This window comes from uncultured Microbulbifer sp., from assembly GCF_947504145.1.
In the GTDB taxonomy this organism is placed as follows: domain Bacteria; phylum Pseudomonadota; class Gammaproteobacteria; order Pseudomonadales; family Cellvibrionaceae; genus Microbulbifer.
On sequence record NZ_CANNGQ010000003.1, the window covers coordinates 240,985 to 263,374 of the forward strand.

Below are 22,390 nucleotides of genomic sequence, written 5' to 3' on the forward strand. Positions count from 1 at the left end.
CCCCCATGCGTAAAACGTTATTCATCCTGCACAAGTACGCCGGCCTGACTCTGGGCCTGCTGCTTGCATTGATCGGACTCACCGGCAGCCTGCTGGTGTTCGATCATGCGCTGGATGAACAACTCACACCACAGACCATCACCTTCAAGCCGAGCGCACAGCCGGCAAGCTTCGCGGAAATTCTCGCAGCGGCACAGGCCGCGGTGCCTGGCAATCCCGCGCCCACCCGCTTGATGACCCAGCGCCAGCCCGGCAGTCCCCATGTGGTGCGCTTCCCTACACCGGAGGGCGCACCGGGACCAATCGAGGTCAGCGTTTCCCCCACGGATGCAGAAGTACTGGCGATACGCGGCTGGGGCACCCCCGAATACACCATGACCTGGTTGTACCGCCTGCACTACACCCTGCTCGCCGGTAAAAATGGCAAAACCGTCGTGGGGTTTATGGGGCTCCTGTTGATGGTGTTCTGTATCACCGGCGCGGTACTCTGGTGGCCAAAGAAAAGCAAATCCCAAAAGAAACAGTGGAAGCGGGCATTCACTATTTCCCGCTCGGGAAACCGCTTCCGCTTCTACTTTGATATCCACAAGGTATTCGGTATTTACTGTTTGCCGCTACTACTGATGATCAGCTTTTCCGGTGTGACGCTGGTGTTTCCAACCCAGGTGGAGGCGGTGGTGGGCAGCCTGTTTCAGGTGGAGCCGCGCTCCGCTCTGCCAGGATCACGCACTGGGTCCGGCACGCCCATCACACCGGATCAGGCCGTTGCCATTGGCGAAACGGTTTTCCCCGGTGGCGCACTCAAACGCATTTACCTCCCCCGCAATAACGAAGATAGCTACGGCCTGACCTTTCGCGCAGAGGGCGAAGCCTGGACCAATTACGGCGCCAGCTTTGTGCGTATGGACCAATACTCCGGAGAAATTCTGCTGAGCCAGAATGTCACCGAAATCCCCCTCGGCAACAAGATAATGCGCTGGCAGTTTCCCCTGCATAACGGCGACGCGCTGGGCATTATGGGCCGCTGGCTGGTGTTGATTGCAGGCCTGGCGCCGGCGCTGTTGTTCGGCACCGGCCTGTACCTCTGGTGGCAAAAACGCCGACTGAAGTCCCGCACCCGACGACAGCAACAGGGGTTCTCGCGTACACTCGGTAGCATTGGATTGCCTACTCACTCTAAGGAAATGGAGTACACCCGTGAAAGCCGTCGGACTGCATCAATACCTGCCCATCGACAATGAACAATCCCTGGTCGACCTGAACATCGACAAGCCCCAGCCTGGCCCTCGCGATTTACTGGTATCGGTGAACGCCATTGCGGTAAACCCGGTCGACACCAAAGTACGCGCCCCCAAGGCGGAACCCGTAACGGAAACCACACCGAAAATTCTCGGCTGGGATGCCGCCGGTGAAGTGGTCGCGGTGGGGAGTGAGGTGGAGAAGTTCGCGGCAGGGGACCGTGTATTTTATGCGGGGGATATCACGCGCCCGGGCTGCAATAGCGAATTCCAGCTGGTGGATGAACGCATTGTCGGAAAGATGCCGTGCACCCAGGATTTCCAGGCTTCTGCGGCACTCCCATTGACCAGTATTACTGCCTGGGAAGCGCTGTTCGACCGCTTGGGGATTTCACCCGAGGGCGAGGATGCCGGGAAAGCCATTCTGATTATCGGCGGCGCAGGCGGTGTTGGTTCTATCGCCATCCAACTGGCAAAAACTCTGGCGAAGCTCAACGTCATTGCCACGGCTTCACGCACCAAATCCAGTATATGGGTTAAGGAGATGGGCGCGAGTCACGTGGTAAACCACCGCAATCCGGTGGATCAGGAACTGAAAGAAATCGGGTTTGAGGCTGTCGATTATATTCTGTGCCTCAACAACACTGACCAGCACTTCCCCGCCATGGCCGAAGCCATCAAACCCCAGGGGAAAATTTGCACCATTGTCGAAAACACAGCCCCCCTGGAAATCGGCCTGCTGAAAGCCAAGAGTGCCACCTTCGTCTGGGAGTTCATGTTTACGCGAGCGATGTTCCAGACCGAGGATATGGATCAGCAGGGCGCGCTACTAAGCCGCATCGCCGATCTGATCGACAGGGAGGAGCTGGTACCGACGGTGGGAGAAACCATCGAGCCAATCAATGCCGCCAATCTCCGCCTCGCCCATCGGCAGTTAGAGAGTGGCAGCACCATCGGCAAGATCGTGCTGGCCGGGTGGGGCTAGAACTTACCCACCATATTGATAAACACCCCCTGACTGTCGTAATCCAGATCCGTCAGATCGTCGGAGAAGTCGGTGAAGTTATAGCCGATACCCGCTTTGAAATTGCGGCCCATTTGGCGGTAGAGCGCCAGCAGTGCGCCGCTTTTGCGGTCGCCGGCGTCCGGGAGGTCGAGGAGACGGCCTTCGATGAGGAGGTCCCATTTGTTCACGAAGTGCCAGTCAGCACGCAGCACGTAGAGGCTGGCGGCACTGTCGAAAAATTCGGGGTTATCCCGCTCCATGCTCAACTGGCCCAGGCGATACGCGTACTTGGCACCGAGAGTCCAGCGCTGGGTGAGGTCGTAGTTGGTATCTACGGAGAATATATGGCTCTTCTGCACAAACTCCAGCGCGCTGCTGGAACTGTTTGACGTTACCAGTACCTGATCGGTGGTGGGCACGTTGTAGAAGTAGGTGTACTTCAACAGTGTGTTCCAACGATCATTGGTGACCGGGCGATAGGCATAACCCATCACACCTTCGGTGAACTTGCCATCGTAGAACTCGCCCTGTGAACTCTCGCTGTCGGAATAATTCAACTTCCCGACCAGGCGCCAGTCCGGGCTGATCTGGTAGCTCAGGGTATTTTTCAGCAGCCAGGTTTTACGCTCGTTTTCCAGAACGCTCTGCGGATCTTCTTCCGTGCCCGTACCGGATAGAGTCTGCATATTATCCACGCGGTACTCCACCGCGCTGGAGAGCCGCAGGGCGTTGTCATTAAAGCCCATGCTGGCACCCATGGCGCGGCGCTCGGTTTCAGCTCCGGTGCGGGGATCTTCCAGGGTACCCGCCTCTAGACTGGTGCCATAATTCCATTTGTCCGTGGGCGCCAGGTCCACGCCGAGAGCGTGAGTCAGGCCGGTGGACACATCGCCGTGCGTGTAGCGCTCTTCACCATATATGCTGGTGGTATCACTGAAGCGACTGCGGAATCCGCTGTTGAGGTTACCTTTGCGCGCGCGCACGCCGGTATCGGTGCGCTCATTGTCGAGGGTGTAATTCAGGTAAAGGTTTGTGCGATCGGTTACCAGGAAGTCCGTCCCCAGACGCGCTGCGGTGCCCGTATCGCCGCCGGACAGCTCGCTGTCCAGGGTCAGGCGCTCACTGACCCGGTAAGCGCCACCAAAGCCGACGCGATTGTTCTCGTCGCGGTTGCCGGAAAGCTCGGCGGTGCGCTGTACAAAACCAAAGGCGCTCCAGTCGGTACCAGAATCGTAACTGGCCTGCACCGCAACATCGGTACGCTCCCCCTGCTTTTGGGTAAGCGGTACCACAGGCGACAGATCCTCGCGGGAATCCGAACGTGCAGCGGCCGCGAGGCGCCAACGCTCACTCAGGCGATAACCCAGCTCCACATCGGTGGCGTCCGTCTGCAGGCCCTGCTGCTGTTCCCGGGTGTCGGTTTTGAGCCCTATATCGAACCGCTCACCGATGGGCACGTTGACCGCCGCACCGTGTTGCTCGGTCTCCCGGGTCGCAAGCTGACCGGGCCCGGAGAAACCGGCGTCCCGCTGCTGTGCATACATCGAAACGGAGCCGCGCATCCCCTCGAAGAAGTCTCCCATCTGCACCGCGGCTTCGAATTTACTGGCACCGGCTTTGGCATCCGGGTCGAATGGCGTCTGCTCGAAGCTGCCCTGTTCAAAGCCACCCTGGTTGAAGCTGTAGCCACCATCCAGAGAAGACAGGCTGTCTAGGGTATTACCCTGGCTCTCCGCCACTTCTACCTTCACCCAGGTACCGGCGGTTTTGCGCAGCGTCAGATCAACACCGTTCAGGGAAGATTCGTTATCCTCTTCATCCTGCTGGCTGGCACTCACGCCGATCTTCACATGGTCGCCGGCCCAGTAATGCGCGCGACCGCCCACGGCCAGGGTGTCGAGATCATCAAAGCCCGGCGTGTATTCGTAGCGGGCCACCAGGTACTGCGGGTTGCCGTTGTAAGAGCCGTCCTGCACGATCAGATTGTCGTTGGCGATCGCGGACAGCGGGCGGTTCAGCAGAACACGCCCCTGAATGTAATCCACATCGTAATCGATCACCGGAGTCAGGTTTTTCACACCCAGTACGATCCCGGAATTTTTATCCCGCACTTCGACCCGCAGGCGCTCGGAACCGGTGAGGATATCCTGATGACGCATGTAGTACAGGGAGCCACCGGTTCCGCGGAATTCATCGCGTCCGGCAATGGTCCCCGGCTCCGCGCTAAACGCATCCACTTCAAACCGTTTGTCGCCAAAGTCGGTAACGTCATCGGTCTCGAAGTGGAAATTGGCCCCGTAGAGCGCGCGATCGATATGCGCCAGTTCGTTATCGGTATAGGAGGCGTTAAAGTTCCCCCACAGGCCATAATCGTCGTAGTTTTCCAGCTTGATATAAAACTTGCCGGACGTAGGCGCATCTTCCACCACGGTGGAATCGTCACCGAAGGTGGGGTAGTACAGATCGCTGTCCAGACGACGGAAAAGCGCGTCCGGATTTTTTTCCATAAAGTTGGTGAAGAGATCCTCGACCGGCCCCTCTTCCGTATCAGCACTGGCCGACAGGTTCCAGCCATCGCCGAAACTGCCGCTGGTATAAAATGCCAGGCGGCCATCGTAGCTGGCGGAATTGTCGTAGTGGGTTTCGTCGCCGGTGACCAGCGCTGCGGGGCCGTTGGTGTCATCCCGGGCGATAGTAAGATCGGCGATACCCACGGTGAACCAGTCGTCGCGCGTGAACTCGAGATCCCGCAGGAATAGTTCGCCATTGCCGCTGTCATCCAGTACCGCCACTTCCACGGTGTGCAGGCCCTTGGCAAAAATTTCTTCGGCAACAAAATCACCGCTGTTGCTTACCGGAATTTCGCGTCCGGCCAGCCACACACTGTGGTTCGCGGGAATATCGGCACCGTTAACCAGCACAGCATTGCCGTTGACCGGAATATTCTGCTCGGCGAGACGGTTTTCCCCGTACCCCACCAGCAGCTCTTTTTCAGTCGTGGCTTCCTGTAACTGCGGTTCGAAGTTGTCCACGAGCCACAGGGTTTGCGGCCGGGTTTCATCGAAGCGCTGCTTCCAGTCGTAGACCCGCAATACATACTGCAGCTTTTTCAGCGGCGCCTGGTACTCTTCAAATTCCGCATCCCAGCTGCCCTCTCCGTTCTGGTCCAGCGTGACCACGGCGATGGGCTTGTCGCGCAGCGACTGCTCCTCTTCGAAAATGCGCACTTCGGCGCGGGTAATGAAGGACGGATAGTTGGTATAGCGTTTGAACTGCACCCGGCTGTCAGCGATTTCTGTTTCCGGATCGTCTGCATAGCGGATGGTGCTCGGGAATGCAGAGACGTTCAGACGCGGCTGCATGGCCTGATTGTCAAAACGGAACTGGATGTTGGCGCTTTCCAGCGCCACGTCCGTACAACGCTGCAGGTCGGCGGAGTTTTTGTGCGGATCGTATTCCGGCGCACCGTCTACGGTGATGCGCATCAAGTTTAACGCGTAGGGGTTGTGGGCCTCGGCTTCCTGTTGAATACGCTCGATTTCCAGGCGATCTTTTTCGGCGAGCACCGCCAGCTCGTCGTAAAGGACCTGCACCTCTACCCGCGCGCCATCCATGTGGATAAAGCCAGTCTGCACCACGTCTTTGGATTCGACGAAGCCGCGCCCTTCAAATTCCACCTGTTCGTCTTCGAGCCCCAGGTGCTGCTGAACTGCGCGCATGGTTTTTTCCGCGCGCGCAGATGACAGGCCGACGTCATCGCCGTAGACCATGGCCTCGCGGCGTTCCATACGTTCGTTGTCGCTATAGCCGATAAAGCTCAGGCGCACATTCTGCTTGCTTGCGACTTCATCCATCATGCGCTGCATCTGTGCCAGTTGCGCACTGGAGATTTGTGGATCGCCGCTGTTGAGAAAAATTGGCGCTACGTCACCGGTCGGCGATTCGTGGGCGATGGTGATGGTTTCGGCAGCTGCGGATTCCGGGCAGGCCTGCAACCCATCGGCAGCGGTTTCCAACAGGTCGTCGTACCAGAACTCCACTTCCACCCGATGGTTCAGCGAGCGCCCCTTGGCGGTGTCATTGGCGGCGATGGGCTGACTGGACCCTTTGCCGCTACTGGTAACCATGTAGCCTGGCAGGTTCAACTGATCTGCCACCGCCAGTGCGACCCGCCGCGCTTCCGCGCGAGACAGTGCCATCTGGTCGTCGTAAAGCTCGGCAGGCCCTTCGGGCAAGGGCTTGCCGTCGGTATGGCCGACAAAGTGAATAGTGAGGTTGGGCTTTTCCAGTAGCGTGTTGCGCACTTCTTGGACTCGGCGCACAAACGCGGCCGGCAGGTCCACCTGCCCCGGCTGCAGGCGCAGGGGGGATACCAGGTTTTTCAGGCGCGCGCGCTTGTCCGAGCCCGCGGTATAGCGCAGTTTACATACGGTTTCCTGACGGCAAACCTGCACGCGGTTGAGCTGTGCGGCTTCGGCGCGGCGCTGGGCCTCGCGAGCCTGCTGGTCCAGCTCGAAATAGCGCAGTTTTACTTCCACGCGGCGATTCAGCTCGCGACCTTTCTCGGTGATATTTTCGGTCAATGGTTCGCTATCGCCGCGGCCTTCAAACAGCACCGCTTCTTCCGGCAGATCCAGCGCAGTCTGAAAATATTCCGCTACCTGTTTAGCACGCGCGCGGGTGAATTCGAGCTTGGCTTCGTGATCTTCATGAGCCACATTGCTGCCATTAAGATCGCTATCAAAATGACGTTCAAAGTCACTGTCAAAACCACCCTGCTCCGAATGTTCCTCCTCGATCAGCGGATCACTATCAGTGTGCGCGGTGAAAATGAGTTGCAGCTCGTGAGCGTCTTCCAGCGCCGCGAGTTTTTCCTTTAGCTGCTCGACCAGTTCAGGATCAATTTCGTCATCCACTTCCCGGTACACCAGTGGTGGCAACACATTGGTCTCCAACACAGGCTCTTCGGGGTCGATAAACGCTTCCGCATCCTGCACCCACAGCTGGCCGGCGGCGGGAATCAGGGTGGTCTCGGTGTTACTGCCGAGAGGCTTGTTGGTGTAGTCCCCAGCGCTCTCCACTTGTGGTGTGAGGCCGGGGATTTTCTGCCACCAGGAAACATCGCTCGGGTTTTCATCCTGAGCCAGAGCCGAAGTGCTCACCAGCGCGGCAATAACGATTGCCAATTTTTTCTGTGAAGGACGGAACATCACCGGACCCCTCCCTGATCATCACTTCCGATCATGCGATTCACACTGCGTTTGAGCCCGTCCAGCACACTGCCGCGCTCGGGCGGCGCGCCACGGCGCCAGAAAATTTCAGTTTCGATATTGAGCGGGTAGCAGCAGTCGAGCGCCGCCCAGTCTTCTGCTATGCGCGCCTTGATGGCTTCGAGGCGCGCGTCCACCAGTGCGGAATCTTCGTTTTCCGCAAGGTAAGACAGGCGTAGTACCGAAGGATCTTCCTGCAGGCGCTCAAGCAACAGCTCGGTGCGCGAACGCCACTGCGGGCGAAGCTCGGTGGACCCCGGCTCGAATACGGCCTCGGCCAGATCCAGGCGTACCACGCGGTGCAGGCTGGTGCCGAAGTTGAACTCCAGCATCTTGCCTCGGGTCGCGCGCTGCACCCGCGGGTTTTCTGTGGTCAGACGATAGCCGCTGGGCAGACTCCGGTCGTCCAGTTTCAGTACGAAGTTGGAGCCGCGATCCGGGTTCGGCACGGCAGCACAGGTAATGTGGAAACGGCCGTGGGCATCGGTGGTTGCGCGGAGGCCCTGCGCGGTTACCACACGAGCACCGGCCACACCGCCTTCGCCGTTATCCTGGTAACCATTCAGGTTTTTATCGTCGTACACCTTGCCTACCACATCGGTACAGTCGAAGGTCGGGTCCGGAACCACGCGCACCGTGGCCGATGCTTCACCGGACGCCTGCTGGCCGGAAAGTTCGTTGAACATACGCGCACGGTTCACGTACTTGCCTTCGCCCACACCGGAGCCAACTACCAGTAAGAGCTTCATGGTACGGGTCGCTTCACCTTCGGCGCGCAAGTGCGGCCACTGCAGTTGCAGGCCATTCACTTCCGGCTCCACCGGCATACCATCCAGGTTCGCGGAACCGGCCACATACTTGAAGCCCGCCGGGAAGTAATCCACCAACTGCAGGTCCGTCAGCGGCACCGGCATGGTATTGGTGAAGGTGATGGTGTACGGCACCAGCTGGCTGCGCGTTACATTGGTCATCGCCGAGGTTTTGGTCAGCGCCAGCGCGCCTTCCAACAGCGGATCCAGCGCAATGTGGTTGTTGTACAGCTGGCTGCTGCCCGGTTGGTTGGTGTCATCCAGGTTCAGACGCAGGTAGTAATCCGTTTCACTGGAGCGCGCATCCATATCGATGGGCGGCGGCAGCTCGGTAAGCTGGACTTCACAATGGTCCGGAGTACCCGGAATTGTGTCTCCAGCGCTACCCAGGCAGGCGCTGACATCGAAGCTTCCGGTCTCGCTGCCGGTCTGCGGCGGAATAACCCGGGATGGACCGGACGTGTACTGGTCACTGGGCACGTCCACGTCGATCAGGTAATCCGCATTGACCGCGCAGGCGGCACTGCTGAAATTCAGATCGAACTTGTAGTAGCCGCCCGGCAGGGTCACCTGATTCTGCTGTGCAGGGTCGTCGAAGCAACTATCCGGTAGCGGCTGGCCGCTGGAACCCTGCAACATGCTGACCCGGGCACCGGCGACAGGTGCACGTAGTATTGAATCGTAGATAACACCATTGGGTGTGATCGGCAGATTCAGGTTCTGCGGATTGGCACCGGAGCCGATATAGATATTGCTTATGCGCTGCGGCCCATTGGTGTAGTCAGAACTCGCAATACCCAGCGATGCTGTGGACTCCACGGCGTTAGGCGCCCGGTAACGCAGCTCGTAACTGGCTGCCGACACGTCCTCGCCATCCATATTCGGCACGAGACCGGCAAACTGGAAGTAGCCATTCTCGTCACTCTGTATGGTTTCCAGCAGTCCGTTATTGAAGTACAGGTCTACGGTCCAGTTGATGAGCAGACGCTCTTCGCTGTCCGCCGTTTCACTGAAGTTCACATCGTGCCAGAGGAAACCGGACAGATTGGCGATACCCGGAGTACCGCCGATATCGATGGCTACCGTGGCCTCGTTGTACACCGGAGGATCGTTCCACTTCACCTGTGCGGTATTCACCACCGAGTAACCCAGAGGCAGCTTTTCCCCCACCCCTTCACCTAAAGAGGCCTGGAAGCGCAGAGTGATGGTTTCACTCGGCTGCAGGTCACCGTAATTGGTGCTGTAGTCGACGGTGATCAGCGGGCCATCCACCATCACGCCATCGGGCTGGCCGTTCAGGCGCGCGGAGTCTTCCACGTAAGTGAGCACACCCTCACCGGCCACCAGCAGGTCATCGTAGATGGTGACCAGGCTTGCTGGTACGGCACTGATGTTGGTCACGCGCACGATATATTCCAGCACCTCGCCAGATTCCGCCGCGCCGCCACCGACGACCGCAACTTCTTTGGTAATGGACAACTGCTGCGCGTCACCCACCACAACCTCGGTCGGCTGCGCACCGTTGCTGCTGTTGCCATCCGCATCGGTCAGGGTCAGCGGCAATTCCAGACTGTACACATTGCCCTGGTTACTGATGATAGTGCCGCGCTCGGTTTCCGCGTTCACCATCACGTCGAACACGATGGTGGCGGTCTGCGCGGTGGTAATGATTCCCTCACCTTCGACCGGCATTGGTGGCGTGAGGTCTTCACTGCTGATGGGGATACCGGTGACAAGCGGTGATTCTTCACCGTCGTCCGCCACAGCAATGCCGTTCAACAGCGTGCTGCCGGCAACATAGGTGGTGTACTCCGGCACCAGATCCACAAAGCGGGCTTCGGTGGCATCCTTACCACCCATATTGCTGACCGTGATGGTGTAGCGCAGCACATCTTCCGGATCGACGATACCGGCGGTCATATTGTCGACCACCAGCTCCACGGTTTTCTGTGTACGGATCAGCGGCACGTTACCCACGATATCGATGGTCGGGTCGTCGGCCACTTCGGTGGCGGGATCATCGGAAGGCTGTTCGTCCAGCGGAATATTCTCGCCACCAGCGTCTACACCGGCACCGACGCCATTTGCAAAGCCCTGGTTGGAAATCACCGTGCCGTCGTTAACGTCGTTGATGGTCACATCAAAGGTAATCAGCGCCGTCTGGCTGCCGGACGCATCCGGATCTGCCAGCAGCTGCCCGGCTTCCGCGCCTGGAGACTGGATAACAAGCGTCTGCGCCAGCGGCGTGCTGCCATCCACATCGTCCAGTGCCGCACCATTCAGGGTGGTGGAGCCGGCAACATACATGGTGTTGGCAGGCACCTGATCGCGCAGGCTGGCCTCCAGCATGTTTTCGTTACCGATGTTTTCTACGCGGAGGGTATAGCGCAGGGTATCGCCTGGCATCAGGCTGTCCGGTTCACCGGTCAGGTCTTCGGAGATTTTTTCCACTTTGAAGACCGGCGCAGATTCGATAATCACACGGGTGGGGTCTTCATCACCGGCCACTTCCGGGTCCTGCATGCCATTGATATTCGGATCGTCACTGACAAACGCGGATTGACCCGGCAATTGCAATTGCGCCTGGTTCAGCACCGCGGTGCCATTATCGATCACCGCCGCCAGCTGCACCTCAAATACAATCTCGATACTGTCGCCGGCTTCACCAGCCGCCGCCAGATTCAGTCCGCGGATATCCAGAAGTCCGGCACTGTTGGTACCGCCAGAAGCATCGGTGGCGCTACTGTCTGCCCCAGTTGGAATACTGATGATATTCAGCGTACCCGACTCGAATATGACCGCCGGATTCAGACGCCCCAGATCATCGGTTACCGAAAAGTCGTCGACACTTACATCTTCTTCGTTGGTCAGCGTAATCGTGTAGCGAAGAAGATCCGTAGGTGCGGCGTTAACCGCGGGGTTCTCTACACGGGTGATGTTTTCTACAGATTTGTAGAAGGCAACCCGGGGAACCTGTGCGGTGATGGTGAACGCATCTTCGAAGTCGACCACATCCGGCGAGCCATCGGTGAGCGTGCGGTCGTATACCCGGCGCTGGTCTTCTTCTACTGGCAAGCCAAACCACTGGGTCGCACCGGCAATATTGGTCAGTGTCGCACTGTGGCTGGTATCAGTATCCAGATAGGCATCGTAGGCAAACTGCAGGTGGTGGTCCGCTGGCAGTACACTCGCAGATGCATCTGCTCCGTTGACAGTTACGATCAATGTACAGCTATCGACATCGTAGCTGGTAGTAAAGTCACTGCCTTCGCTCAGTGCCGCAATCGCATTGCCGCCGGCATCGAGAATTTCCGCGGTAAAGTTTTCCGGTGGCGTGGTGCACATGCCACCGGCTTCACCACCATCGGTTTCCTGCGGCAGTACATCGGTCAGAGTCAGCTCAAACGCATCGCCCATACCGGCATTGTGCACGTCCAGTACAAAACGCCCGGGCAAACCAGCCTGCACGTTGGCAGGGCCGGTTTTGTCCATGATCAGTTCCGGCTCGACAATGGTGAAGCTCACATCATTGCCACCGCCAGGGAGGTTGCTAGCGCCCTCTTCGTAAGTGAAGTCCGCAGCGTTCACAATTTCCGTGCCCGCTACCGCTGTCGCCACGTCTGCCACACGGACATAGATGTCGATTTCCGCCACGGTGCTCACCGCGATCGAGGGGATATCAAACGTAAACGTGCCCGCAGCCTGATCCACCACCGGATCGAACGCCTCTCCGTTCAGGGTGGCGCTCTCGAAGGTCATGATATCGCCAAGGCTATCGAGCGTATCAATCACCTGTACATTGCGCAGCGCGACCGCGTCATTGGCCACACCGGGCACGGTGATGCGGTAGTGCACCAGCTCGCCAACAGTTGCGGTGCCATCGTCCGGCGTTACCAGCGCTTTGGTCAGCGGCTCGACGACTGCAGCCGCGGTGCTCATGGCAAACGGCACCGGTAGGTCTAGCGGGCCGTAATTCTGGCCGCTGGCATCAGGCAGTGACCAGTATTGGTCCACCGCGAAGGTGTTGACCCAGGACTGATCACCGCCCACGTCCTGATGGAAACCGATGTCGTAATCGATATCCACACACAGGCCAGCGGGTACCGGTGTATTCAGCACAAACACCATATTGCCGCCGCGAGCCGACGGAGCGGTATAGGTGTAGTCGCCATCCAGCAGCGGCGCGCCGTCGATACTGACCTGCACATTGGCAATGGAGGTTTCATCCATTTCCATCGCCAGGGTATCGGTGATCTGCATATTGTAGGCAGGCGCCTCGCCGTTGTTACATGCATGCAGGCGGAACTGCATGATGTCATTCAACAGATCGATATTGTTGTACGGGTTTGGCTTGCCGCTGCGCTCGGTTTTTTCCAGGCTATCCATTACCGGCTGCAGCAGGGAAATCACCGCGTTGTCTTCCACCGTATCGCTGCCGTAGGAAAGCTGTGCGGTGTTGGTAAGTTGCTGGGTGGGCAGGTGCTCGATACCGTTGTCTTCCGCCACTTTTACCCGGTATTCGATCACCAGCGGCGCACTGGCGGTGAACTCCCGGGTGACGTCGCCGAAGGTCCAGTCGATGACCCCTTCCGCCCCCTGAGCCGGTACAGCGCTCGCGGGAATTTCTGCGTAGTCAAAGCCGTTGGCCGGCGCATAAGGTGCGCTGGTGTCGCCATTGATGCTCACCACACCATCGAACACCAAGCCCGCAGGTAGAGTGTCCTGTACCGCAACGGCCGGCGTGGTGCCCGCTTGCAGGCTCAGCTGCAGCCGGTAGGTAACAAAATCACCCACGCGCAGCGTACCGATATTCGTTTCTGTATCGGTATCTTCCGCCACGGTCTTTTCGATGGCGGTGTTGTCGTCGGTAATGATAGGAGCCTGTACCGGGCCAACGCAGTAGTCATCCGGCGCGGTGATGGTCGGACAACCATTACCGTGGCGTTCAAACTCGGGCTCACCGGCGATGTCTTCGTTCAGTGAGGTCCAGTCTGCGGTAATGCTGTTGTTAATGGGGTTACCGAATACCGAGCGCACCTGCGTGCGGTATACCAGCACCAGCTCGCTGCCCAGTGGCAGGTCAAGACTGTTATCGCCGTTGTTCTTACCCCAAACCAGCGGGCCGAGCGGCGCACCATCCGGCACCGGGTTGAAGCCCGCAACATCGGCCCCATCAATCTGCGCGGTAACGGTAAAACTGTCATCCAGTTGCAGTTCAGTCGGCAGGGTGTCTACCAGGTTCAGATCAAACGCATCCGCGGTGGATGCACCCTCATGGCGAACACGCACAGTGTATTCGAGCACATCGCCACCCAGTGCGGGCTGGCCGTCATTGGTCAGGTTGGCGACATCTTTTTCCAGCAATAGCAGCGGTTCCACCACTGTAGTGGCCGGGGCCGAAGCGGTGAGCGCTTCTGGCGCACCACTCTCTGGGTTCAGGTAGTTCAGCGTTGCATTGTTGACCAGGCTGCTGCCAGCGTCGGTGCCAGTATCGTTATTGATGCGGGCAAAATACTGAATGCGGATGGTCGGAGTCAGGTCACTGGTTACTACATCGTCTTCGTGCGCCGTATCTACGGTGCCGATTTCCCAGGTTGCGGTACCGGGATCTGTGGAGCCATCAACAGGGAAACTGGTAAACGCAGCCTCAGTGGGTGTTTCACCATTGATGGTGTCGATACCGATAAATTCGTAAGTAATGTCGTAATCACTATTGTGGGTGAGTACGTACTCGGCACCGTTCCCGTTCAACAGATCGGAAACGGAAACCTCGGTGCTGATCCCTTCCGGCAACTGGATTTCCAACTGGAAATGCTTGTGCGCACCGATGGTCGGAATCACCGTGTCGTCGAGATCGGTTTTGGTAAAGGTGAGCGGCAGCACTTCGGTCTGCGCGTCGGCGGTAATTTCGTAATCGTTGACCGCATCCCCAGCGTTTGGCAACACGCCGATACGCATGCCGTCGACGGCGCCATCGGTGCCGATTATGCCGGTGCTATTCAGGGCGATATCGTTGCCGGGCAGGGACTGCCACCGGCCTTCAACAGTATTGGGCAGAACTTCGTGGGGTGCGACATCCTGGTTGACGCGCACCTGGAAGGTAAAGGAACGGGATTCACCGGGAGCAATTGCGTAGTCGCTGTTGCTTCTTTCCCAGCCGAATATCGGCGCGTTTGTATTGACACCGTCGTTGTCACTATCGGGTGGATCATTACCGCCAATGTTGCCGATATAGGTGTAACGACTATCGACCAAGTCGTCGAGAACCTGAAGGTTGTAGGCAGCTGCCGTACCGGTGTTTTCTGCGGTTACTGTTACCGTGAGCTCGTCATCAGCATCCGCATTGGAAACATCGAACGTTTTCTGCAGTTCAATCTGTGGCTCAAGCACGGTAAAGCTGTGACTTTCAAAGGCGATACGTTGCTGCGTTCCCGTTTCATCGATATACGCCACTTCCGCAGTGGTGGCGCTGCCACCGTTGGTGATGACATTCCCATTATTGGTTTGTGCCGTATTTTCCAGGCGCGCGAAGAAATCTACCGGCAGGTCAAAGCGGCGGCCGCCGGCAGTAGTCAGATCCTGTAAACCAAAATTCCAGGTAATACTGTCATCCGTACAGGTAATGCCACCGTCGCCAACACTGAACTGGCCACCGGGCTCGAAGCTGGCACCCGCGGCGGCGGCAATCGCATCCAGATCCACCTCCGGTGCATCGGTACAACGCAATCCTTCCGGCAAGTCATCGGTAATGGTCAACTCCCGCAAACGTGACGGCGGTATCTGTGCGGTCAAGCGATACCGGACCTCTTCACCCACCACCAGCGCGCTGCTGTCGGCACTCGTTGGCGTTACCAGTCCCGCCTCGATCGTCGCGGTGGTTACCGCCTGCTTCGGCTGGGTTTCTACCGGAATAATCTGCATATTTGCAGTGGTGCTTTCGGTCTCGTAATGGCGGGCACGACCGCTATTGTTTGGCGCCCCCAGATCATCACCCAATCCGTCCAGGTTGGCATCACTTTCCAGTTGCGGTGCATTCTGGTTGCCGAACTCGTTCGCCAGTGAATCGTAGCGGGCAAAGGTGGTGTTCAGGAATGGCTGCATCGGCGCCACTGACTGGTGCGGTGCTACACGATACAGGAAAGAGACACTTTCACCGGCATCAAGGCGTTTGAGCGCATCAGACAGGTCGTGACGGAAGCTGATTACCGCCGGGGTTCCGCCATCATTACAGTGGGTGGCAATATCGTAATCGTTCTGGAATGGCGCCGTGCCCAGGAAGCCTTCCTGAGCGCCATCTGCCTCATCCGTGCCATCGCCGTCGTTGTCCAGGCCGTCGCTGCCGAAGTCCTCAACACACATCTGACCGCGCGCGTCCAGATTATCGATCACAACAAGATCGTAGCCGGGAGCGCGGGGAACGCCGCTGTCGTTATTGCGGTTGTTAACTGTGATTTTGTAAATGAAGGTATCGAATCGGGTACCTTCTGCGTTGTCGGCAAAGTCAGAATCGCTGGCACAGCCGCCGCTGGTGGTCTCGTTACACACCAGCTTTTCGATTTCAAATTCGGGCTCTACAACACGCAGATCGACTCGCCAATCCGACTCGGGTGGATACCCCGGGATGTCCGCTGGAACGCCCGCAGCATTATCCACACGAATATCCTGGGTGACGCCGTTGGATTCAAATACTGCGGTAAACGCAGAGCGGCCCCGGTCAATACTGTCTGCCGCATGCTGATTCGGCAAGGAAACACTGTCTACCGGGTCGTTCAACACCCGCGTGGTCAAATCACTCAGAAACCAGAAATCACGCTGCTGAATCGGGTCGACCAGCACCCAGAGAGGGTCAACTTCACTCAGGCTCTGATTAAGACCACCCTGCTCCTGCACCGCTCCCGCTATTTCACGACAGCGCGACAGAGGGTCCGGCAACTCGACTGCACCGCAGCTCAGGCGATTATCAGATATATACCCCTGCCCATCCGGCAAGTCATCTCCCACGGAAATATTGTTGACTTCAATCAGCGAAAAGCCTGGTGTCTCAAACCCGAACCAGCCACCAGCATGAATCTCCACCTTACAATCTTCACCAATGATGACATCGGTATTCGGGAAACCGTCACCCGGCGCATTCAGCTCTGTACATTGGCCACTCAATTTTTTAACGAGGTTGAACCCGAGCACTTTTGCTCTGACGCCATCGAGCGTGTAGTTGTTAGCAAGTTGCTGCGAGGGAGTAGTCCCCTCCGGCCCATTCAAATTGGCAGGCTGAGGGAAGTCCAGCGCGTCGCCGTTATCAAGCGTGATTTCACCCACCGCATCGACCCGGAAGGTCAAGTCGTCATCACTGGCGTTGTGGTTTTTTCTCACTTGAAAAGTGACTCGCTCGGTAGCTCCAGGCGCGATTGCGCCATTGAAATGGGAGCTATCACAACGGAAAACCGTCGCGGTCGAGGGGAGGAAATCAGGACTGTTCCACAGAGGATGAGCGAGTGGGAAGCTGACGGCAGAACAACCGCGATCATTGCTGTCGACGGTCATTGCCTGACCAAAAGTAACATATACGGCGTAGTCATTGGCATCGTGACCGCCGTTATTAGTGATATCAACGGTCAGCGGCGATGTGCCCGCGTCACGCACGATATACATCGGGAATACAGTAGACAGATCCAGGTCTTCTGGGTCAGGTGTCACATTCGTATTAACTTGCTGGCTTCGCTCCGCGCCCGGATTACAGAAATCATAAAAGCGCAGACTGAGGACATTCGGCTCCGCAAGCTGGAAGTTACTATCCGGGTCAGAACCATCCGCCGGGCTCTCATCCCTCACATCGAGATTGGCGACCTTGTCATAAAAGTCGGGCTCGATAGTGACGATACGAAAGCGGATCTGAATTTCATCGCCTTGGCGCAACATATGCTGCTGATCGCCGTATTCCGGGTGCTGGGTAGTACTTTCCAGGCGAAAATGAGGCGCATTGTTGAGCAGCGGATCGCTGTTTTCATTATCCCAGATAAGGCGATCTACCATACCGGGATAGGTGTTGCTGTAGTTTGCGGAATGGGGATCAATACCACGTCGAGTCCGGATAATCTGCGGCGTGTAAGTAGCATCGACTACATATTCCGCCGGCAGATCGTTGGTGAAGTCGATATCTTTTACCGAACCACCAGTCTGATTATTGATCGTTACGGTTACAAAACCACTCGCACCGAGAGGTTGTGCCAAGTTGGTGCCGGTGATGTCTGTATCAATATTGAGCTCGCCACTGGAAAGTACTCGCAACTCTTCATTATCCGCACCAGGCGAGGCTCCGTCTGCCGGTGACGAGATGCCTCCCGGGCCGTTGGGTACCACGGCACAACCCCATTGCAGGTCACTCGCTGTATTTGTGGCATTGGAGCAGGAACTGGTGACCTTCCCCACCAGGAATATATCGCGCTGACCATTGGCGGGAACATCGATAACCCCGGGCCCACTGGAAAAATTATTACTCAGCTCAAAATCGTCAACAGTGTTCGATGCGGGGACACATTGTGACCCCGGAGGAGCTACACCGTTGTTATCCGCCACATCAACGGCCGCCCCATTACTCGGGCAGGCGTAGCGGATATCCATATTACTTCCACCCATCAGGTCATCGAAACGCACGTCCTGCATGGCCACACTGGCCGCGTTATCGATACGAATACGCCAGATTACGTCGTCGTTGATATTTCCGTAGACATTATTCGAGTAATTCGTCTGGCCCGCGTCGTGGTTGCGGCCACGCTTGTCGATACCAGGCAGGGGCTCGCGGATATCCAGTACTTCCGTCACCTGGACAGGCCCTACTTCATAAGGAGCGCCACCATACTCATTGCCGAACCGGTCTTCGGCACCATTACAGTTACCGTAGTCGTAGGTCACTGATGCACGCAACTGGCGACTAATATCGACCAGCTCTTCCTGCTGGAAATTGATCGCTTTGAGGCTGAACCGTAGCGTCCGACTCTGGTTCCGATCCATATCCCCACTCAGGTTCCAGCTAAGCACCTGGCCACCAGCAGAAATTGAGGGCGCACCACCCGGCGACTGCATTGCATCGAACTCAAGCACACCCGCAACGGCCTGCAGATCAATACTCACAGAAATGTCACTAAAACTCCGGTCTCCGCCGTCTCGATCGCGGAAGTCCGGCGCATCGGTATCATTGCCAATGTTGATCTCAACCTCACCACCGGCACAAAGCTCGCAATAGCTGCCATTGGTCAGGAAATCGATATCCAGATCGGGAGCGGGGCAGCTGCCCTGAGCCAACGCGCTTCCAACCGGCAACAGAACACCAGCACAGGCAAGCGCAACTGCCGCCAGTACATTTTTGATGGTTTTTCGCCCTGTTACTTCAGACTTCATCGCTTTCCGCTGCCAGTGAAATTGGTATTTCGAGAACTGCCGCACAGGCGGCGCCGCCGGAGGAGAGGCCGGTCGCGGAACTTTATTGGAAGGGGGGAGTCGGCACCGTGAAGCAAGTCATAATTGCGGCGCCATGGAGGGAACTTTTTCTACGTTTGCCAAACAGTTCTCAAGTAAAGCTCAGGTATTTTCTTAAGAATTGACACGAACAAACCGCCACGCTGAAAAAAATCAGGGTGGCGGTTTGTTCGGGCCGACTTACGCTGCGGGCAGGAAGTCGATCGGGTACAGAATGGTGATCGTCGGTACGCCGGCCTTTTCGCCGAAATTGAACCGTTTCACGCGGGCAACAATCTTGCTGTCCAGGGTGGGCGAGTCCATATCACTGTTCTCAACCTGCGCCAGGGATACCGAGCCATCGGGTAGGATGGTGATTTTGAGAACCATCTTGCCCTGCAGCGCGGGGTTGTTGCGCAGCTCGCGGTTGTAGATCCGGTAGAGCGCCGACTTGTAGCGGTCGAATACAATCTGGATCTCTTCGTCGGTACGGGAGGGCCCGATTCCGTCGCTGAGCGGCCGCTCTTCTCCTGCGAAATCACCCTCGGTACCGATACCGCTGGATACCCGCGAGAAGCTGACACCATCGAGCGCCGACCCTACACCTCCGGCATCGCGGCTAAGCGCAGCGGTGTTGATACCATCTGAGCCCGTTTTCGCCGCGGAGGTAATGAGCGAGCGCTGACTGCGGTTTTCCTTTTTACCCTCGGTACTGAGCTGAGTCTGCTGGCCCAGGCGCTTATCCAGGTCATCCTGAATCAGGTCCTGGAAATTGTCTTTAAAGGCTAACAATCCAGAGCGCTCAACCTTCTTGCGCACCTGCTTCTTCTCCACATTGGAAGGTTTGGGCTCTTCCTTGGCCACTTCCTGCTTGGCCTTCTCAGGCTCTTTCTTTTTCTCTTCCGGTTTCTGCACTACCTGTTCAGGCGGTGGCTTGGGTTTGGTTTTCTTTTCCAGCACCAGCTTGGCCAAGCGCTCGGGCACTTCCACCACCTCGTCTTCATCCGGCTCCGGCAACTGCCATACATGGATGCCGAACCCCAAGAAGAAAGCTACCAGCAGACAGGCCAGCAAGCTGATGCGAAAGCGTCGCTCGTCATCGCCATTGTTGTTCCAAGGCATGATGGCCTTGCGGAAGGCGCTGTCTTCTAGCTCGCGGGTAACTTCGTACTCGTAATGAACATCTTCTTCCGCCTGGCGAATCTCGCGGAACTCCGCATCCAGCTCGAAGAGATCATCCCGGCAGTCTTCCATCCGGTCCTGAATTTTGCGCTTGCGCTCCAGCAGCAGGTCCAGGTTGGCGTGATAGATGCCAACGGTTTTCTGTAGGCGATGGATCAGCGCCTTGGAAGCATCCTGCTTGTAGTGCTCTGCCCAGAACAGGTCGCCCGCACCGGCCTCTTCCAACTGCCCAAGGCGGTCAGAGATCTCATCGAGCAGCTGATGCTTGGCGCCATCTTCGCGCAACGAATCCAGCTTGCCATCAACCTGGCCGTACTCGTCTTCGAGTGCTGCCAGCTGCTGGCGAACAGCTTCCTGCTTCGCTGTCAGTGCCTGTTTTTGTTGATGAAAATTATTCACAAACGCTCACTAACTCTGAGATGCTTTTTGAATCACCGCCAGGGAAATTCGTGTGTATCCAGCGTTGGTGCAGCTGGACATGACTTTTTTCAGTACCGCAAAGGGCACCGTGCGGTCAGCGAGAATATTCACTTCCGGCGGCTCTGCCAGCAGTTCGGCCATGGCTTCGCGCACGTCTTCACCGGCGGCGGCACGCTCTGCGAGAGCGGCCTTGGCTTCTTCAAGTTCCGCTTCCGCCATGGTTACGGCTTTACCTACCTCTTCCACCATGGCCTGCTGGATAGCCGCAATCACCAGATCTTCACTCTGGAAAAGCTCTTCGGTCGTCATGATCGGCTTGGCTTCGATCAGTACTTCGTCGTGGGTGACCATGAGGGTAACGGTCTCCCGCGGCTTGGACTCCACCACCGAATCCGGCAGGGTGATGACCTTGGGCGCCTCGATAGCCTCATTGCTGGCGCTGTTCGTCAGCAGGAAGAACACCAGAATGGTGAACACGTCCATCAGCGAGGTGAGGTTCATACCCGACGTCTTGCGCTTGCGGCTCCGCGCCATGCGCTTCATACGTCTACTTTCACGTTTCATGGCGCATCCCCCAGTGAAATATCGGGAAAGAGTTCCATTATTTCAGGCTTGGCTTCTGGGTCCGGCTGCGCACCCTCTTCCACTTTGGGCATGACCTGCGCGCTGCGCACAGCGTCCATGATTCCCACAAGGTGTTCATAGGCCACATCCTGTTCCATCAGCAGAATAGAGTCGGTTTTATCCGGGTAGGACTCTTTGATACGCAGCAAAAACTCTCTCAGTTTGGCCAGGTCGTACACTTCTTCTGTAGGCAGAATGATTGGAAGACCGTTCTCGTCGACGGGCACCTCTTGTGCCGCATCACCCTCACTGCTGCTTTCCGCTGCTACCGGAGCAGCGGTGTCCGCCCCACCCTCCTGATTGAGGTTGGGGAAGCGTGCGAGCACTTTATCGCCGTCACTGACTTCCAACACCTGTTTGCGAACGACCACTTCCAGGGTCACTCCCGGGTCTTCCGCTCCACCCCCGGCTCCGGTGGGCATATTGAGCTCCAGGATGGTGACCCGGGAAAACACTGCGGAAACCAGCAGAAACGGTACCAACACCACCATCAGATTGAGGAAGGCGGTGATGTCCAGCTCCGGGGCTTCTTTTGTTCTACCGTGACGCCTGCTTCTCATTACGCGGATTCCGGCTTGGACGTTTCTTCAGTGGTAGCGCTCGCTTTTTGCTGAGCCTGTTGGGTCTGCTGCACATCATGACTCACAGGCTTGGCGGTTTTGGCGTCAGCGGCCTTTTCGTCTTTAACGCCTTCTTTGGCGGCGTCACTACGGCGACGAGTGCCGGAGGACATGATATTCAGCGCCTTGACGGACACCATTTCGAGACTGTCGACAATCTGCCCGGTCAGGGAGTTAAGCAGTGCGTGCACGATCAACAACGCAATACCGACCATCAGGCCGAAGGCGGTGGTGTTCATGGCGACGGAGATACTGGCCGACAGAAGGTCGGCTTTTTCTGCCGGATTGGCATTGGCTACCGCGGTGAAGGCTTCGATCAGGCCCATGATGGTACCGAGCAGGCCGAGCAGTGTGGCAATGTTGGAGCCGAGCGCGACGTACGGGGTACGCTTTTCGAGCTGCGGGATGCTCTCCATGATACTTTCTTCCATGGCGATTTCGATATCTTCGCGGCGGCGTACAGCGCCCTGACGTTCGAGCCCCATCGCGAGGAGTCGACCTACGCCGGTGTTGTCGTCTTTGACGAGGTTGCGCGCACGGTCAAAGTCGCCAGTATTCAATACTGGTTGAACTTTTTCCCAGGTGGCGCGGTTGGTGCTGCGTTCGTAGACGAGCCGAACATAGCGTTCGATCGCAACCGCGGTGCCGAGCGCAAATACCACCAGAATGGGGTACATGAAAATACCACCAGTCTGAAAAAACGCGATTACGCTATTAAAGAAATCCATCATTTGCCCTCTTGGTTTTCTTTCTCGGTTCCGCGGCTTTC

Annotated in this window: 8 protein-coding genes; 2 read left to right on the forward strand and 6 right to left on the reverse strand. The window is 57.4% G+C overall.

Annotation, left to right across the window (positions count from 1 at the left end):
* The first annotated feature begins 5 nt into the window (after window positions 1-5).
* A complete protein-coding gene (locus Q1A74_RS11755; RefSeq protein WP_299596036.1) occupies window positions 6-1,241 on the forward strand; it encodes a PepSY domain-containing protein in 1,236 nt (411 codons plus the stop codon).
* Window positions 1,198-2,223, forward strand: a complete 1,026-nt coding sequence (locus Q1A74_RS11760) for a zinc-binding alcohol dehydrogenase family protein (RefSeq protein WP_299596038.1) — start codon at window positions 1,198-1,200, stop codon at window positions 2,221-2,223. Before Q1A74_RS11755 ends, Q1A74_RS11760 begins: the two co-directional genes overlap by 44 nt.
* Here the strand turns inward: Q1A74_RS11760 and Q1A74_RS11765 are convergent.
* The 6 genes from Q1A74_RS11765 to Q1A74_RS11790 all read right to left on the reverse strand — a co-directional run bounded on the left by Q1A74_RS11765 (window position 2,220) and on the right by Q1A74_RS11790 (window position 22,352).
* Window positions 2,220-7,454: a flagellar motor protein MotB gene (locus Q1A74_RS11765; RefSeq protein WP_299596040.1), complete on the reverse strand. Its 5,235-nt coding sequence runs from the start codon at window positions 7,452-7,454 to the stop codon at window positions 2,220-2,222. The two genes, Q1A74_RS11760 and Q1A74_RS11765, sit on opposite strands and share 4 nt — an antisense overlap.
* Complete coding sequence (locus tag Q1A74_RS11770; protein WP_299596042.1) at window positions 7,454-18,718, reverse strand: isopeptide-forming domain-containing fimbrial protein; 11,265 nt, start codon at window positions 18,716-18,718, stop codon at window positions 7,454-7,456. The genes Q1A74_RS11765 and Q1A74_RS11770 overlap by 1 nt, the downstream gene beginning before the upstream one ends.
* Before the next feature lie 258 nt (window positions 18,719-18,976).
* Window positions 18,977-20,356 (reverse strand): AgmX/PglI C-terminal domain-containing protein, encoded by a 1,380-nt coding sequence (locus Q1A74_RS11775; RefSeq protein WP_299596044.1) that lies wholly within the window; start codon window positions 20,354-20,356, stop codon window positions 18,977-18,979.
* 9 nt (window positions 20,357-20,365) lie between these two features.
* A complete protein-coding gene (locus tag Q1A74_RS11780; protein WP_299596046.1) occupies window positions 20,366-20,941 on the reverse strand; it encodes a biopolymer transporter ExbD in 576 nt (191 codons plus the stop codon).
* Window positions 20,938-21,561 (reverse strand): biopolymer transporter ExbD, encoded by a 624-nt coding sequence (locus Q1A74_RS11785; RefSeq protein WP_299596048.1) that lies wholly within the window; start codon window positions 21,559-21,561, stop codon window positions 20,938-20,940. The genes Q1A74_RS11780 and Q1A74_RS11785 overlap by 4 nt, the downstream gene beginning before the upstream one ends.
* Entirely contained in the window at window positions 21,561-22,352 is a 792-nt protein-coding gene (locus Q1A74_RS11790) for a MotA/TolQ/ExbB proton channel family protein (protein ID WP_299596050.1), read from the reverse strand. Before Q1A74_RS11790 ends, Q1A74_RS11785 begins: the two co-directional genes overlap by 1 nt.
* Between the last annotated feature and the right edge of the window lie 38 nt (window positions 22,353-22,390).

Bases quoted from the DNA above. Each gene is read 5' to 3' on its own strand.
- Q1A74_RS11755 (WP_299596036.1), top strand. From the start codon at position 6: ATGCGTAAAACGTTATTCATCCTGCACAAGTACGCCGGCCTGACTCTG.
- Q1A74_RS11765 (WP_299596040.1), bottom strand. From the start codon at position 7,454: ATGTTCCGTCCTTCACAGAAAAAATTGGCAATCGTTATTGCCGCGCTG.
- Q1A74_RS11770 (WP_299596042.1), bottom strand. From the start codon at position 18,718: ATGAAGTCTGAAGTAACAGGGCGAAAAACCATCAAAAATGTACTGGCG.
- Q1A74_RS11780 (WP_299596046.1), bottom strand. From the start codon at position 20,941: ATGAAACGTGAAAGTAGACGTATGAAGCGCATGGCGCGGAGCCGCAAG.
- Q1A74_RS11785 (WP_299596048.1), bottom strand. From the start codon at position 21,561: ATGAGAAGCAGGCGTCACGGTAGAACAAAAGAAGCCCCGGAGCTGGAC.
- Q1A74_RS11790 (WP_299596050.1), bottom strand. From the start codon at position 22,352: ATGATGGATTTCTTTAATAGCGTAATCGCGTTTTTTCAGACTGGTGGT.